The sequence below is a fragment of the Undibacterium sp. genome, assembly GCF_030683615.1.
In the GTDB taxonomy this organism is placed as follows: Bacteria; Pseudomonadota; Gammaproteobacteria; order Burkholderiales; family Burkholderiaceae_D; genus Undibacterium; species Undibacterium umbellatum.
In genome coordinates, this window is record NZ_JAUXQE010000021.1 from 138,672 (window position 1) to 153,314 (window position 14,643).

At 49.4% G+C, this 14,643-nt stretch carries 16 protein-coding genes; 8 read left to right on the forward strand and 8 right to left on the reverse strand.

The genetic code is table 11. The annotated features are described in order from the left end of the window. Window positions 1–8: 8 nt before the first annotated feature. Window positions 9–989, reverse strand: a complete 981-nt coding sequence (locus Q8K39_RS10075; protein ID WP_305259828.1) for an NAD-dependent epimerase/dehydratase family protein — start codon at window positions 987–989, stop codon at window positions 9–11. A gap of 9 nt (window positions 990–998) precedes the next feature. Then, on the reverse strand, window positions 999–2,204 hold the full coding sequence (gene kbl / locus Q8K39_RS10080; RefSeq protein ID WP_305259831.1) for a glycine C-acetyltransferase: 1,206 nt from the start codon (window positions 2,202–2,204) through the stop codon (window positions 999–1,001). A 211-nt stretch (window positions 2,205–2,415) separates the two neighbouring features. Here kbl and Q8K39_RS10085 point away from each other — a divergent pair, with 211 nt between their 5' ends. The 4 genes from Q8K39_RS10085 (at window position 2,416) to thrC (ending at window position 8,138) form a co-directional block, all read left to right on the forward strand. Next, the gene (locus Q8K39_RS10085) at window positions 2,416–2,988 is read left to right on the forward strand and encodes a helix-turn-helix domain-containing protein (RefSeq protein WP_186951498.1); all 573 of its coding nucleotides are present in this window, start codon (window positions 2,416–2,418) and stop codon (window positions 2,986–2,988) included. Window positions 2,989–3,123: 135 nt separating this feature from the next. Next, on the forward strand, window positions 3,124–5,430 hold the full coding sequence (locus tag Q8K39_RS10090) for an FdhF/YdeP family oxidoreductase (protein WP_305259833.1): 2,307 nt from the start codon (window positions 3,124–3,126) through the stop codon (window positions 5,428–5,430). 11 nt (window positions 5,431–5,441) lie between these two features. Then, on the forward strand, window positions 5,442–6,557 hold the full coding sequence (fdhD, locus tag Q8K39_RS10095) for a formate dehydrogenase accessory sulfurtransferase FdhD (RefSeq protein WP_305259835.1): 1,116 nt from the start codon (window positions 5,442–5,444) through the stop codon (window positions 6,555–6,557). A 120-nt stretch (window positions 6,558–6,677) separates the two neighbouring features. After that, complete coding sequence (gene thrC, locus Q8K39_RS10100) at window positions 6,678–8,138, forward strand: threonine synthase (protein WP_305259837.1); 1,461 nt, start codon at window positions 6,678–6,680, stop codon at window positions 8,136–8,138. Window positions 8,139–8,217: 79 nt separating this feature from the next. Here the strand turns inward: thrC and Q8K39_RS10105 are convergent, their stop codons facing one another. The 5 genes from Q8K39_RS10105 to Q8K39_RS10125 are packed head-to-tail and all read right to left on the reverse strand — an operon-like array spanning window position 8,218 to window position 11,462. Next, window positions 8,218–8,688 (reverse strand): DUF6265 family protein, encoded by a 471-nt coding sequence (locus tag Q8K39_RS10105; protein WP_305259839.1) that lies wholly within the window; start codon window positions 8,686–8,688, stop codon window positions 8,218–8,220. 22 nt (window positions 8,689–8,710) lie between these two features. Beyond that, window positions 8,711–9,286: a glutaredoxin domain-containing protein gene (locus tag Q8K39_RS10110; RefSeq protein WP_305259841.1), complete on the reverse strand. Its 576-nt coding sequence runs from the start codon at window positions 9,284–9,286 to the stop codon at window positions 8,711–8,713. A gap of 35 nt (window positions 9,287–9,321) precedes the next feature. Then, window positions 9,322–10,281: a GlxA family transcriptional regulator gene (locus Q8K39_RS10115; protein WP_305259843.1), complete on the reverse strand. Its 960-nt coding sequence runs from the start codon at window positions 10,279–10,281 to the stop codon at window positions 9,322–9,324. Between the two features lie 14 nt (window positions 10,282–10,295). Further along, window positions 10,296–11,207 (reverse strand): EamA family transporter, encoded by a 912-nt coding sequence (locus tag Q8K39_RS10120; RefSeq protein ID WP_305259845.1) that lies wholly within the window; start codon window positions 11,205–11,207, stop codon window positions 10,296–10,298. A gap of 21 nt (window positions 11,208–11,228) precedes the next feature. Beyond that, window positions 11,229–11,462: a DUF1272 domain-containing protein gene (locus tag Q8K39_RS10125; protein ID WP_305259847.1), complete on the reverse strand. Its 234-nt coding sequence runs from the start codon at window positions 11,460–11,462 to the stop codon at window positions 11,229–11,231. Here Q8K39_RS10125 and Q8K39_RS10130 point away from each other — a divergent pair. Beyond that, window positions 11,392–11,580: a hypothetical protein gene (locus Q8K39_RS10130; protein WP_305260332.1), complete on the forward strand. Its 189-nt coding sequence runs from the start codon at window positions 11,392–11,394 to the stop codon at window positions 11,578–11,580. The genes Q8K39_RS10125 and Q8K39_RS10130 overlap by 71 nt on opposite strands. 18 nt (window positions 11,581–11,598) lie before the next feature. Next, a complete protein-coding gene (locus Q8K39_RS10135; protein ID WP_305259849.1) occupies window positions 11,599–12,285 on the forward strand; it encodes a ribonuclease HI family protein in 687 nt (228 codons plus the stop codon). Here Q8K39_RS10135 and Q8K39_RS10140 read toward each other — a convergent pair. Beyond that, a complete protein-coding gene (locus Q8K39_RS10140) occupies window positions 12,275–13,138 on the reverse strand; it encodes a LysR family transcriptional regulator (protein WP_305259851.1) in 864 nt (287 codons plus the stop codon). The two genes, Q8K39_RS10135 and Q8K39_RS10140, sit on opposite strands and share 11 nt — an antisense overlap. A 104-nt stretch (window positions 13,139–13,242) precedes the next feature. Between Q8K39_RS10140 and Q8K39_RS10145 the strand changes: the two genes are divergently transcribed. Then, window positions 13,243–13,656, forward strand: a complete 414-nt coding sequence (locus Q8K39_RS10145) for a VOC family protein (protein ID WP_305259853.1) — start codon at window positions 13,243–13,245, stop codon at window positions 13,654–13,656. Beyond that, on the forward strand, window positions 13,653–14,612 hold the full coding sequence (locus Q8K39_RS10150; RefSeq protein WP_305259854.1) for a glyoxylate/hydroxypyruvate reductase A: 960 nt from the start codon (window positions 13,653–13,655) through the stop codon (window positions 14,610–14,612). The genes Q8K39_RS10145 and Q8K39_RS10150 overlap by 4 nt, the downstream gene beginning before the upstream one ends. Window positions 14,613–14,643: the final 31 nt, after the last annotated feature.

Sequence of the window (14,643 nt, forward strand, 5' to 3'; positions counted from 1 at the left end):
TTAATTATTTATGCGGCCTGACCCAACTCCTTGAACGCCTTTTGATCGACACGAATATTTCTCAACATGTCTTCCACCAGTTGTTGCAGGCCTACTTGTGCTTGCCAGCCCCAGTCAGCTGTCGCTACGTTATCATCCAGGCTTTGTGGCCAGGAAGCGGCGATTGCCTGACGGCTGTCAGGCGCGTAGTGTATGTCAAATGCAGGCAAATTTTGTTTGATTGCAAACGCTAATTCCCGTGGATTAAAGCTTAAACCTGCTACATTATAAGAAGAACGTATAGAAAGTTTGGCGGCTGGCGCATCCATCAGGGAGATGGTGGCGCGTATAGCATCCGGCATGTAGATCATCGGCAAGCTGGTTTCTGACTCAAGGAAACATTCATAAATTTCGCCGCGCAGAGCCGAATGAAATATGGCTATCGCATAGTCGGTAGTGCCACCGCCTGGAGGAGATTTGTAGCTGATGATGCCTGGGTAACGTATGCTGCGTACATCGACACCGTATTTTTGGAAATAATATTCGCACAGTCGTTCGCCAGCCAGTTTGCTGATGCCGTAGATTGTACTGGGGTCCATTACCGCGTATTGTGGTGTATTGATCGGTGGCGTGTTTGGGCCGAATGCAGCGATGGAGGAAGGCCAGAATACTTTCAATGGCTTGCCAGCTTCATTGCGTGTGCGTGCCAGTTCAAGGATATTGAGCAGGCCATCCATGTTCAGCGTCCAGGCTTTTAGGGGGGCTTGTTCACCCGTCGCCGACAGCATTGCTGCCAGTTGATAGACCTGGGTGATGTCGTATTGAGCCACGACTTGCGCCAGTCTCTCAGGGTTCAGGACATCAATGACTTCATAGATTTTAGCGCCATACAGGCTTTCAGGCCTAATGTCGGCAGCGACTACATTGTCTGCCCCATGCTGGTTTGCTAATGCTTCCACCAACTCACTGCCGATCTGGCCGTTGGCGCCTATCACTAAAATACGTTCCATGGATATCCCTTACTTAATGATGTTTAATTCGCGACCTGCCTGAGCAAACGCAGTCAGGGCAGTATTCAATTGTTCTGTAGTATGGGCGGCGGACAGCTGTACACGCACGCGGGCTTGTCCCATGGGAACGACCGGATAGAAGAAACCAGTCACCAGGACACCCAGTTCATACAGGCGCGCAGCAAATTTTTGCGCAACCGGCGCATCGAACAGCATGACGGGGACGACAGGATGTGTGCCTGGTTTGATGGTAAAGCCCAGTGCTTCGATTTCACGACGGAAGTGTGCAGTATTGGCATGCAGGCGGTCACGCAATTCAGTCGAGTTGGACAAGCGCTCCAGAACAGACAGGGACGCACCGGCTATCGACGGTGCCAGGGTGTTGGAGAACAGGTATGGGCGGGATTTTTGGCGCAGGGTGTCGATGACTTCCTTACGTGCAGCCGTAAAGCCACCCATGGCACCACCCAGTGCTTTACCTAACGTGCCAGTAATAATATCTATGCGACCCAGGACATTATGATGTTCATGTGTACCACGACCAGTCGCGCCCATGAAGCCGGATGCATGGCATTCATCAATCATGACCAGCGCATCATATTTATCGGCAAGGTCACAGATCTTGTCGAGCTGGGCAATCGTGCCATCCATGGAGAACACGCCATCTGTCACGATGATGCGGTGACGCTTATCGGCAGCAGTTATTAATTGTTTTTCCAGGTCAGCCATATCATTATGGGCATAACGGAAGCGGGCGGCCTTGCACAGGCGTATGCCGTCAATGATGGATGCGTGGTTCAGTGCATCGGAGATGATGGCATCATTTTCATCGAACAAGGGTTCAAATACACCCCCATTGGCATCAAATGCGGCTGCGTAAAGGATGCAGTCTTCCGTGCCAAGGAAAGCTGACAAGGCTGTTTCCAGTTGTTTGTGTACAGTTTGCGTACCGCAAATAAAGCGCACGGAGGACAGGCCATAACCATATTGCTCAGTGGCAGCAATGGATGCCTGCACCATGGACTCATCCCCAGACAGACCCAGGTAATTGTTCGCGCACAAATTAATCAGCTTGCGGCCATCATCACAAGTAACTTCAGAACCCTGGCGGGAGGCAATCACGCGCTCTGGTTTGTAAAGGCCTTGTTCACGCAAATTGTTCAGATTGCTGGCCAAGCCGTGGATGAAGTTTGTTCTGGAAGTGGTCTGACTCATGGTGTCTCCGTGTATCTGGTGTGTTGCTGCGCATATTGATCCTTGTTTGCCAGCTTTATTGATGAAAAGCTGGCAATTTCATATCTGAAGACCAAAGGCACTGTTACACTATTGTTGGAAAATCCTAAATTATTTGAATAATTCAATATCTAGAACTAATATTCGATATATCGAATATTAAGCTAGCTTATACACTGATGCAAGAGTCTTTATGAAAAAAGTTCTACCTAATACACCGCCAGAAGTGGGCGCGACTTTGCAAAAAATGCGTCTGGAGCGTGGTTTGACGCTGGAAGATTTGTCGCGTACAGCGGGAGTGTCGAAGTCCATGTTGTCGCAGATAGAAAGGGAAAAGGCTAACCCCACTATAGCTGTTGCATGGAGATTGGCAAATGCTTTGGGTGTCAGCATTGCGGAACTATTGTCATCTGAGTCACCCAAACTTGATCCCATTCGTGTATTGGAAGCGCACGAAACGCCGACACTGCCAGGTGAGCATGCTGGTTATGTCCTGCGCATACTGGGGCCTATGGAACTGGCGGGCAAATACGAGTGGTATGAGCTGACCCTGGCACCCGGCGGTGCATTAGTGTCAAACTCACATGACCCTGGCGCATCAGAGCATCTGACTTTGTTGAATGGCAGCGTCGAAATTGAAGTGGAGGGCGCACGCAAGAAGCTCAAACTGGGTGCAACGGCACGCTATGACGCAGATAAAAATCATGCTATCCGTAATTTGGGTAAAACCGAAGCCAAGGCCCTGCTGGTCGTCATCCATCGTTAAGTGCCAATCAGAATGCCATATTGCGGATTCTGGTAAGATCTACACTGTAAACTTGTTTGCTACATCATATTTTGCTGCCTGGCTGCAATTATTCTTGTGGCATAGGGTATTTGTTGTGTGGAGATAAAAGCAGGTATGAGCAAGAATAAGACAATTCAAGTGTATGACAGGCCGGCAGGCGGCTGGGGAGCGTTAAAAAGTGTAGCTCAACAGATATTTGAACAGGGCATCCCCAAGAAGGGGGCTATGACTCTGCTGTCTGCCAACCAGCCAGATGGTTTTGATTGTCCAGGTTGTGCCTGGCCAGATGCAGATCACACCTCTACCTTTGAGTTTTGTGAAAATGGTGCCAAGGCAGTTGCTGCCGAATCAACAGCGCGACGCGCCACACCAGAAGTGATCTCCAGCCTTACTGTCACTGAGTTATTTGAAAAATCCGATTATTGGCTGGAATCCCAGGGGCGCATTACTCATCCCATGCTATATGACCGTGCCAGCGACCGGTATCAGGTAATTGATTGGGATCAGGCTTTTGAGACTATTGCTACGCATCTCAATGCCTTGCCTAGTCCTGACGATGCGATTTTTTATACTTCGGGCCGCACCAGTAATGAAGCGGCTTTCCTGTATCAATTGTTTGTACGTGAATTTGGTACTAATAATTTCCCCGATTGTTCGAATATGTGTCACGAGCCATCTGGTTTCGCCATGCGCGAAGCTATCGGCATAGGCAAAGGCACAGTATTACTGTCAGATTTCCAGCAGGCCGATGCGATTTTGATTTTTGGACAAAACCCTGGCACCAATCATCCGCGCATGCTGGGTGAGTTGCGTGCAGCGTCCAAGCGCGGTGCTGCGATTGTTTCTTTCAATCCCTTGCGTGAGCGTGGCTTGGAAAAATTCCAGAACCCACAAAATGCAATCGATATGTTGACCGATCAGGCTTCCACCATTTCGTCTGACTATTTCCAATTGAAAATCGGTGGTGATCTGGCGACAGTCAAAGGCATGATCAAATGTGTGCTGGAAGCCGATCAATTGGCGCAAGCTGAAGGGCGGCATAGAATTATCGATGTGGATTTCATCGCCGAACATACTGCCAATTTTGAGCAATTTGCTGCAGAAGCAATGGCGGAACCTTGGGAGGTCATCGTCAGGGAATCCGGACTGGACAGGGCGCAGATACAACGCGCAGCAGATACCTATATGGGGGCTGGCAAGGTCATCGCCTGCTGGGGCATGGGCATCACGCAGCACAAGCATTCTGTGGCTACCATACAGATGATCGTCAATCTCCTGCTCTTGCGCGGCAATATAGGCCGCCCTGGCGCCGGGCCTTGCCCTGTGCGCGGACATAGTAATGTCCAGGGTGACCGTACTATGGGTATCGTAGAAAAACCAAATGCAGCTTTCCTTGAGCGCTTGGGCCAGGTATTTGATTTCCAGCCGCCGCAAAAACACGGCTACGATACTGTCGGTGCGATTGAGGCCATGCTCAACGAAGGTGGCAAGGTATTTTTTGGCATGGGCGGCAATTTCGCCACTGCTACGCCGGATACTGAAGTGACGCATAAAGCCTTGAAAAACTGCGCATTGACCGTGCATGTAACAACCAAGCTCAATCGCAGCCATTTGATCTGCGGGCAGAGTGCAATCATCCTGCCGTGCCTGGGACGTACTGAAATCGATATCCAGGAAACCGGTCCGCAAACCGTGACTGTTGAAGACTCCATGAGCATGGTGCATCTGTCATCCGGCATTAATCCTCCCGCATCGGCAGACTTGTTGTCTGAAGTGGCAGTAGTTGCCCGTCTGGCACAGGCTACACTCAAAGGTCGCAGCAAGACGCAGTGGGCCTGGTTGCAGGCTGACTATAGCCGCATACGCAATAAAATAGCTGCCGTGTTTGATGACTTTGCCAATTTCAACGAGCGTGTCAACGTGCCTGGTGGCTTCCATTTGCGCAATACCGCATCTGAGCGTGTATGGATGACAGCAACAGGTAGGGCCAATTTCAATACCCATGCCGTACCTATTGATTTACCGATACATCAGGCGCGCAGGCAAAGACAATCACCGGTCTTCAATCTGGCGACCATGCGTTCGCACGATCAATTCAATACCACCATCTATGGCATGAATGACAGGTATCGCGGTGTATTTGGTGAGCGCCGGGTTTTGTTCATCAATAAAGATGATATCAAGGCACTCAACATGCAGGCAGGTGACTGGATAGACATGGAGAGCCTGTGCGATGATGGCGTCAAACGTCAGGCAAAGCGCTTCATGCTGGTTGAATACAATATTCCTCAAGGCTGCCTGGCTGCTTATTTTCCCGAAACCAATGGCTTGGTGCCTTTGTCCAGCTTTGCTGATCACGCACGCACGCCTACCTCGAAATCAATACCCGTGATCATCCATACCCATCACGCCCAGGTTTAATGCGGGGTTGAATGAATTCATTAGATAATTTGCAAGACAAACTCAGCCTTGAGCTCATGGTTGAGTTAAGCAATCATACCGGGGCGGTTTCCCTGCCTCGATTGGGCAAACGCCTGGGCGTGAGGCAGAGTTCCCTGCTGCGCTGTATTGCCTACCTTGGCGAACAAAGTGTGGGGCAGCATCAGGGTGCAGGCTGGGTAAGACTGGAACAAGATGGTGAGCGCAGCATGCTGAGCCTGACAGAAGCTGGCCGACAGGTATGCCAGAAGATGACAGCGCCTGCAGATCAGGATGCAGCCGTGTCGACCGGCGTCATACTACATCAAGTGCAAAGAGTCAGTTTTCATGGTCAGGCAAGTATAGCGGTGCTGGATCAGGTGGCAGAAGAAGTGCCGGTTGCCCTGGTCTACAACGGTATTTCCCATGCGGTCATGCTGGCTACTCCCTTGAATCTGGAAGACTTTGCTTTGGGTTTCAGCTTATCTGAAGCTATTGTTGACGACCCCAGTGAGATTTATGAGATTGAATGTATTTCGAGTGCCGATGTGCATGGCATAGAAGTACAAATGCGCATCTCGGCGGCTCGCTTTGCTGCCTTGAAAGAGCGGCGACGCAGTCTGGCAGGTAATACTGGTTGCGGCCTGTGCGGTAAGGAAAGCTTGCGGGCTTTGCCCATGCAACTGCCCGTAATCAAGTCTGCACTTGTCGAACAGTTATCGCCAGCCAGTTTGTACAAGGCGATGCAAGCCCTGAATGCACAACAAGTTATTAACTCACAAACAGGCGCAGTTCATGCTGCTGCCTGGGTAGATATGCAAGGGCTTATACTGGCTTTGCGTGAAGATGTGGGGCGACATAATGCCCTGGATAAATTGCTTGGCACTTTGGCTAGTGCCAAGGTAATCCATAAGGCATTTGAGCCAGGCTTTCTCTTGATGAGTAGTCGTATCAGCTACGAACTGGTGCAAAAAGCAGCGCGGGCCAATATTGCCATCCTGGCTGCATTGTCTGCGCCAACTTCATTGGCGATTGATCTTGCAGTGCAGGCGGGTATTTGCCTGATAGGCTTTGTCCGTGAGCATGGTTTTGTAGCCTATTCTCACCCGGAAAGACTGCAGGCCGAATGAAGCAGGCATGAAAATGGATTTTTGCCAAATTTACAGAGGTTTTAAGACTCCAGGAAAGTTATAATGGGAAGAATATTCGCTTTATTCTTCCCATCAATCTTTCCCTCATCCTGTCGACTTATGCAATACGCTTCAACACGCGGGCATACCGCAGCACAAAATTTCTCGGAAATACTCTTAGGTGGCCTGGCCCCTGATGGTGGCCTTTATCTGCCAACAACTTACCCTCAGGTAACTGATGTGGAACTCGATTCGTGGCGCAAGCTGTCTTATGCGGGGCTGGCTTTTGAAGTCTTGAGAAAATTTGCCACAGATATTCCCGAGGCCGATTTAAGGGTGCTGGCAGACAAGACATATACATCGGATGTGTATAAAAATGCACGTGGCGATGAATCTGCTGCGCAAATCACGCCCTTGCGTGTACTGCAGGAAAAAAATGGACGCAAGCTGGTGTTGCAAGCCCTGTCCAATGGCCCAACCCTGGCATTCAAAGACATGGCCATGCAATTGCTGGGTAATTTGTTTGAGTACACATTGGCAAAGAATGGCGCAGAACTGAATATTTTTGGTGCGACCTCTGGCGATACTGGCAGCGCTGCTGAATATGCGATGCGTGGCAAAAAGGGGATACGGGTTTTCATGTTGTCCCCGCATAAAAAAATGAGTGCTTTCCAGACTGCCCAGATGTTCAGTTTGCAAGACCCGAATATTTTCAATATCGCTGTCGAAGGCGTTTTTGATGATTGCCAGGACATGGTCAAGGCAGTCTCGAATGATCTGGAATTCAAAAACCGTCAAAAAATAGGTACGGTCAATTCCATCAACTGGGCACGTGTTGTAGCTCAGGTTGTGTATTATTTCCGTGGCTATCTGAGTGCGACTACCAGCAATGAGCAAAAGGTTTCATTCACTGTACCCTCGGGTAATTTCGGTAATATTTGCGCTGGCCACATTGCTCGGATGATGGGTTTGCCTATCGATAAGCTGGTTGTAGCGACCAATGAAAATGATGTGCTGGACGAGTTTTTCCGCACAGGTATTTATCGCGTACGCAAATCAGCTGAAACCTGGCATACCACCAGCCCATCCATGGATATCTCCAAGGCCTCGAATTTTGAGCGCTTTATCTATGATTTGCTGGAAAGGGATGCCACCCGTGTTGCTGCTCTGTTCAAGAAAGTTGAAACTGAAGGCGGTTTTGATTTGTCTGGCAAACCGGGTAGTGATGGTGATGAGTTCAATAAGATTGCTAAGTTTGGATTTGTATCAGGTAAATCTGTTCATGCAGACCGCTTGCACACCATACGTCAGGTAGATAAGGAATTTGGCATCACCATTGACACCCATACCGCAGATGGAATCAAGGTCGCTCTTGAAAATTTGCAAGAAGGTGTACCCATGATAGTGCTGGAGACGGCCCTGCCAGCAAAATTCAATGAAACCATCAAGGAAGCCTTGGGCCGTGATGCAGAGCGTCCGGTGGGCTTTGAAAACATTGAAGCCTTGCCACAGCGCTTTGAAGTCATGACTGCCGATGTGACAGAGATGAAAACCTTTATCGCAAAACATACTGGGCTGTAATCGTCAACTCTCATTTGCAGGGCAATAAAAAACCGCAGAAAATGCGGTTTTTTTATTGCCCGATGCTTTTTATGGGATGCTATCTGCTACATGGTATTTTTTGCACGGGAAAGTCTATGCTTTTTTCCTGGTCTTTGAGTTTTCCCTCTATGCGTCCCAGCAAGCTGCCATCGGCATTCAATTGATAGATGACGCGTTGGGGGAATTCGGGTCTGGGGTTTTCAAATACAACTCTTTGCTTGTCAAGCAACAGCAATTGGAAAGTGGCTTCCGGCTTGCTGGAAGGCATGGCAGTGAATGTCAGTCTATCCGCATTTTCTTGTATGCGCATGAATTCCCAGGCCACTGTCTTGCCTTTGCGCACTGTGCGCCCCATGCCCAGCATGCTGCCGCCGGCGGGAGCCAGCCAATGTTCTTCAGAACCCACTTCAGCGCCAGCGGCTTGCCAGCAACCGTGCAGCCATTGCATATCCTGTATGCTATTTTCAGCCCAACTGCTACTACAAAGTAAGATGCATGCACCAGCAAATAACATGGATTTCAGTTGCATACAGCCTCCAATAGGGGCAAGGTCAAACCTTGTTTAACCACGGGTCCAGTTTTCTACGGAATTCGCCCTCATCAAAACCTTCAACTACCTCGTTGTCTATAGTGATGACGGGAATGCCATTTTTACCAAACTTTCTGTAAGAATTGTAGTCTTCCTTATTTTTTTCCACATCCAAATCTGTATATGCAATGCCGTTTTCTTTAAAAAAACTTCTAGCTGCAACGCAATAACCACACCAGCCAGTGCCATACAAGGTGATGACTGGTTGCTGCTTGGTTTGGCCTGAGGCTTTGGCTGCTCTTGCTTCCGTTAGATTTTGCTGGGCAATTGCTTCTTGTTTTTTGCTCTCTTTATGGCTTAGATAGCTTTGCGCACTGACACCAGCAACGATAACCAGAGCAATCAGCCACTTACCAACATTGGAAGAATTATTTTCGCTTAACTGAGCATTTCTGTTATTGCTCGTGGCGTTTTTGCTATGAGATCCTGGAAGGTCACCTGCTTTAATATAAGCAACCTGACATGACGGACATTGCCATTCGGGGCATTCGTCGGTTTCCTTGCGTATGTAACTACATTTTGGGCAGATGCGTGTCATGCTGTTAAATTGAAAAATTTAAAATGTGCAGCACCTTATCTGAATTGCGAGGCTGAAGGTGGAGCAGGGAAGTGCATATTCCAAATGCGCCGGAACTGCCTTGCAGAACCAAAACCAGATGACTCAGCGACGCGTTCTATTGACCAATCCGTATTGGCCAGGAATTTACTTGCCAATGATAAACGAAGTGAAGTCAGATAGGCTTGTATTGATACTTCTGTATGTAGTTTGAAGACGCGGGTGGCATGGCGACTACTGCTGCAGGCGATGCTTGCCAGTTCAGCTAAGTTCCACGGATGTGCCGGGTCTTTCACCATGGCATCCTGCATTTTATGAACGGCAGGGTGCAGGTGATTGCGGTATTTCAGCCAGGGCGACAATTGGGAATCATTTCCGCATCGGCGCATATACACCACCAGATTGCGGGCAACCGCGCTGGCTGTGAGTGGCCCGGCAAGTTCATTGATCAGATGTAGGGCCAGGTCTATACCAGCTGTAACCCCGGCACTGGTGCAGATGCGGCCATCTTCCACAAAGATACGGTTTTCTTCCACCTTGATAGAGCTGTCTATACTGGTCAGTTCAAGGCAGTGATTGTGATGAGTCGTTGCCCGGTGTCCGCTTAATAAACCGGCATGGGCTGCCAACAGAGCGCCAGAACATATGCAAACCAGCCTGTGGGCAGCCTGAAAGTGCTGTGCAAGCCAAGTGATGGCGACTTGTGCATCCGGTAGTGTATAAACTTCATTCCCACCAATCAGCCCAGGCAAAACTAGAATAGCATTAGCATCAAGCTTGGCTGGTAAAGGCTGCATGGGGCCGAGCCGCAATCCCACAGATGAATCGATGCTCTGTTGCGGGCTGATGAAACGCATTTCAAAACGCACTTCATCTTGATAACGGTTAGCGAATAAAAGCGCGTCGGCTGGCCCTGCAACGTCCAGTAGCAGGGTATCTGGCAGTAAGAGAAAGTAAACTTCTTGTATGCGGTGCATGATGTTTACGAAACTCAGGCGAATATGCGGCGCACGCCAGTTGCGAGCTTGGTGCCAAAGACATTAATCAGCAGGCCTGCCATCACAGTCGCGGCCCCCAGTAACTGGGTTTGGTTCAATGCCTCATCCAGTAATACCCATGCTGCGGTCAGGCCAACGACTGGCACCATCAGGGTCAGCGGCGCTACCAGGTGCGTGGGCAGGCTGGCCAGGAGTTTCCCCCATAAGGTATAGCCTATCAAAGTTGCCGCTACAGCTAGATAAACAATGGTGAGTCCGGAAGACAGACTCATATTTTGCAAACTCTGCACAATAACATCGCCCCCTTCAAAAATATAGGAGAGCAGGAAGAAGGGCAAGATGGGTACCAGAGCACTCCAGGACACCAGGCTTAATACATTGGTCACACCTATCTTCTTATTGATGACATTGCCACTGGCCCAGGAAAATGCTGCGCATAAAGTGAGAGCGAAACCGGCTAATGTCACCTGGCTGGCAGAGCTGCTAATGCTGGCGCTGCCCAGTAATATCAAACCTGTGCTTGCAATCAGCATGCCCAGTAAATTGCTCGGGCGCAGCTTGTCACCAAATACCATGGCAGACAAACCTACCGTAAAGAAAGCTTGGGCCTGCAGCACCAATGACGCCAGACCTGCTGGCATGCCGACTGCCATAGCTGAAAACAAAAAGGCAAACTGCCCCAGGCTGATGAACATGGCGTACGCCAGCAACAGTTTGAGTGGTACTTTCGGACGAGGTAAAAATAAAATCGCCGGGAAGGCAACCAAAATAAAGCGCAACGCTCCCATCAAAAAAGGCGGTATACCTTTCAAGCCAATTTTGATGACCACAAAATTCATTCCCCACAAGAGAATGACTATGGCTGCAATCAATATGTGACGCGGGCTAAGGACAGATTTGGACATAGATGAGTTTGCTTATGTGTGTTAATTTGTTTTAGCGTACACCCTTTTGGTGGATGCAGGATTATTGGCCAGTTTGTTTTCTGGCCTGATCGGACGTGGAACAAAATTCCCGCCACAGTTTGGACATATGCCCTGCAATGGGCCATCCACACAATCGGCGCAGAAGGTGCATTCAAAAGTGCAAATGCGAGCCTTGGTAGACGCTGGTGGCAAGTCGCAGTCACAGCGTTCACAATTCGGTCTTAGTGCAAGCATGATGTATTTCCTTTTTGTTTTGAGTCGATATCATGCAGAATACCAGTTTGAATACCCCTTGCCAGCCATGATCGCGACCAGTGGCGGTCAGATCGGGACATTGATATTGTCCAGTTAGTCAAATCTCAGTGTCTTTATGTCTATCATCTTCACCCGTCAGCAATTAATAGCTATTGCCACCCGCAAGGAGCAAGCACAAAGCCGCCAGTTGGCAAAACTAAAAAAACTGTCCCTTGAACAAAGCTTGTCATTATTGCTGGAGCAGAGCGCAAAGCATGCGAGCCTACAGGATATATCACAACTGGCTGAGCAGCGCAGTGATGCAAAAAATGCTGACAATGCCAGAAAACAGGCGCAAAGAGCGGAGAAGCAAGAGCAGAGAAGGAACCCACTGTCCCAGCAATCATCGATGCAGAAAAACGCAAGCACATGGTTGGCCTGGTTCGACGGTTCTGCTTCGCCAAATCCTGGAAAGTGCCAGATTGCCTGTGTGCTCACATCCCCCGAAGGCCCTAGATTTGAGTACGTACAGAATTTCGAGTATGGAGACAGTTGCGATGCAGAGTACAGTGGCTTGTTATTGGCATTGCAGCAAGCGCGACAACATCATGTGCAGCACCTGATCGTGCATGGTGATAGCCAGGTCGTCATTGATGATTTTAATCAGCGAAAAGCGAGCAAGTTGGTCCGCATGTTGGAGTACAGGCAACAGGCGCAACTTTTGGCGACACAATTTAAGCAACTGCAGGTACGCTGGGTGCCGCGCCATAAAAACCAGACTGCAGATGCCCTGACTCAAATGGCTATGCTGTCTAAAGCTTGATTGCCAAAGCCTGTGACAATAGTTCCAGTATGCTGGGTCTTGGATGTTGCAACTTGCTGAGCAAGACCAGTTTGCGTGCGTAGCCAGGGTCAGGGATGCGGGTGATTACACAATCATGCGCCAGTTTTTCCAGGCCCGGCCAATGAGGCACCAGACTGATTCCCACATCATCTGCAACTAGCATGGCTATGGTTTCCAGAGCGTCGAGATCGCACATGGCTTCCAGCTCCAAGTTGTGGTCCTTCAGATATTTTTCAGCAAATCGCCCGCCCCAGGCACTGGGGTCATATCGCAGATAGGGGTGGGATTGCAAAGTGGCAGGAATGCCGCCTTGGGGAGCGTGCCGCGAAAGCAAAACCAACGATTCACTTGTGATGTCGCGTATTTGCAAGTTCTTCGGCAAATCAAAAACGGGCGCGACTAGAATCGCCGCGTCTATTTCATTGTCTAAGACTGCTTGATATAAAGACCGCGAAGTACCGGGGAATATACCCGGTTTCAAATTGGGCGCGTTCTGCCTTAATTGTCGCAATACTATCGGCAACATGCCTGTCATGGCAGTCGAAATAGCACCTATCCTGATAGTGCCGGTCAAGCCTGCAGGATCGATATCGCCAGCCAGTAAAGCCACTTCACTGACGATACGCTTGGCTCGCGGCAATAAATGCAGGCAGGCTTCTGTTGGCCTGGCTGTATGGGCAAGCCTGGAAAGAAGGGGGAAGCCCAATTCTCTTTCCAGAGATTGTATGCGCTGGCTGATAGCGGCGGCAGTCAGGTTTTCAGCGCGAGCCGCTTCGGCGATGGAACCATGTTCTATGGTAGCGATCAGGCTTTGCAAAAAACGGCTATCCATAAAAAATTCTTTTGAATACTGAAAGAATTATATGCTATCTCTTTTGAATGAGAGGCGCTAGCATTTCACTGTTGTGACACTCATATTCAATCGGGAGATTTTTAATGAAAGCCTTATTTCACCTCGCCTACCATGTGCGGGACCTGGATGAAGCCAGACAGTTTTATACTGGTGTATTGGGCTGTGCTGAGGGGCGCAGCACGGCTACCTGGGTAGATTTTGATTTCTTTGGACATCAGATATCCCTGCATCTTGGTCAGCCATTTGCCACCACCAATACTGGCCGGGTAGGCGATCACATGGTTCCTATGCCACATTTGGGCGTGATATTGTCAATGCCTGAATGGCAGGCATTAACAGACCATTTGCTGGCTCAGCAAATTAAATTTGTGCTGGAGCCGGCGATACGTTTCGCCGGCCAGCCTGGCGAACAAGCCACCATGTTTTTTCTTGACCCTTCTGGCAATCCCATAGAAATCAAGGGTTTTAATCATCTGTACAGCGTCTACGACAAATGAAATCGAATCTTATCTCGAATGTAATTCCATTCCTGGCCGCTCCTGGCTATGCCCATACCCAAGCCTGGGTGCAAGCTTTGCAGACAGCCATGCCTGAAGAACAAATCGTCGCCTTTAATGACATGACTGATGAGGCGAAAGCCGCATGCAAAGTCGCCATCGTCGCCAATCCCAATCCGGCAGAGTTGCAGCAATTGCCGCAGCTGCAATGGGTGCATAGTGTCTGGGCCGGGGTAGAGCGCCTGGTCGAAGATTTGGGTAAAACTGATCTTAAAATTGTTCGCCTTGTCGATCCGCAACTGGCAAACACCATGGCTGAAGCCGTATTGGCCTGGGCACTTTACTTGCACCGCGAAATACCTGCTTATGCCAAGCAGCAGGTACAAAAAAAATGGCAGCCACGCGAATACGTCGCGGCCAGACAGCGTACAGTTGGCTTGTTAGGTTTGGGGGCTTTGGGTGAAGCTGCAGCAAGTAGTTTGCTGCAGTCAGGATTTACTGTTTGCGGCTGGAGCCGCAGCCCTAAATTTGTCGCTGGTGTCGAATGTTTTAATGGTGAAAATGCATTGCCTGAGATGCTGGCAAAGACTGATATCCTCGTTTGTCTGCTGCCTTTGACACCAGATACAAGAGGCATCATTAATGCCAGTATGCTGGCGCAGTTACCGCAAGGTGCTTCAATGATCAATTTTGCCCGTGGTGCCATCATCAATGATGATGACTTGCGTGCAAGTCTGGAAAGCGAGCACATTTCGCATGCTGTGCTGGATGTGTTTGATATCGAGCCGCTACCAGTGTCAGAGTGGCATTGGCAACATCCTCATGTCACAGTATTGCCCCATTGTTCTGCACCTACAGATAGAAAAACTGCGTCGGCGATTGTCGCAGAAAACATACGTCGTTATCGCCTCAGTGGTGAATTACCACAGACTGTGGATGTTGCCAGAGGCTATTGATATTTTCCTGTGTAATACTGCTGCCGACATT

What these genes read in the sequence shown, in the direction of transcription:
- Q8K39_RS10125 (WP_305259847.1), bottom strand. Translation starts at nt 11,462, where the DNA reads ATGCTTGCACTAAGACCGAATTGTGAACGCTGTGACTGCGACTTGCCA.
- Q8K39_RS10120 (WP_305259845.1), bottom strand. Translation starts at nt 11,207, where the DNA reads ATGTCCAAATCTGTCCTTAGCCCGCGTCACATATTGATTGCAGCCATA.
- Q8K39_RS10075 (WP_305259828.1), bottom strand. Translation starts at nt 989, where the DNA reads ATGGAACGTATTTTAGTGATAGGCGCCAACGGCCAGATCGGCAGTGAG.
- Q8K39_RS10115 (WP_305259843.1), bottom strand. Translation starts at nt 10,281, where the DNA reads ATGCACCGCATACAAGAAGTTTACTTTCTCTTACTGCCAGATACCCTG.
- Q8K39_RS10085 (WP_186951498.1), top strand. Translation starts at nt 2,416, where the DNA reads ATGAAAAAAGTTCTACCTAATACACCGCCAGAAGTGGGCGCGACTTTG.
- Q8K39_RS10090 (WP_305259833.1), top strand. Translation starts at nt 3,124, where the DNA reads ATGAGCAAGAATAAGACAATTCAAGTGTATGACAGGCCGGCAGGCGGC.
- Q8K39_RS10145 (WP_305259853.1), top strand. Translation starts at nt 13,243, where the DNA reads ATGAAAGCCTTATTTCACCTCGCCTACCATGTGCGGGACCTGGATGAA.
- Q8K39_RS10140 (WP_305259851.1), bottom strand. Translation starts at nt 13,138, where the DNA reads ATGGATAGCCGTTTTTTGCAAAGCCTGATCGCTACCATAGAACATGGT.
- Q8K39_RS10105 (WP_305259839.1), bottom strand. Translation starts at nt 8,688, where the DNA reads ATGCAACTGAAATCCATGTTATTTGCTGGTGCATGCATCTTACTTTGT.
- Q8K39_RS10130 (WP_305260332.1), top strand. Translation starts at nt 11,392, where the DNA reads ATGCGAGCCTTGGTAGACGCTGGTGGCAAGTCGCAGTCACAGCGTTCA.
- Q8K39_RS10135 (WP_305259849.1), top strand. Translation starts at nt 11,599, where the DNA reads ATGTCTATCATCTTCACCCGTCAGCAATTAATAGCTATTGCCACCCGC.
- Q8K39_RS10110 (WP_305259841.1), bottom strand. Translation starts at nt 9,286, where the DNA reads ATGACACGCATCTGCCCAAAATGTAGTTACATACGCAAGGAAACCGAC.
- Q8K39_RS10150 (WP_305259854.1), top strand. Translation starts at nt 13,653, where the DNA reads ATGAAATCGAATCTTATCTCGAATGTAATTCCATTCCTGGCCGCTCCT.
- thrC (WP_305259837.1), top strand. Translation starts at nt 6,678, where the DNA reads ATGCAATACGCTTCAACACGCGGGCATACCGCAGCACAAAATTTCTCG.
- fdhD (WP_305259835.1), top strand. Translation starts at nt 5,442, where the DNA reads ATGAATTCATTAGATAATTTGCAAGACAAACTCAGCCTTGAGCTCATG.
- kbl (WP_305259831.1), bottom strand. Translation starts at nt 2,204, where the DNA reads ATGAGTCAGACCACTTCCAGAACAAACTTCATCCACGGCTTGGCCAGC.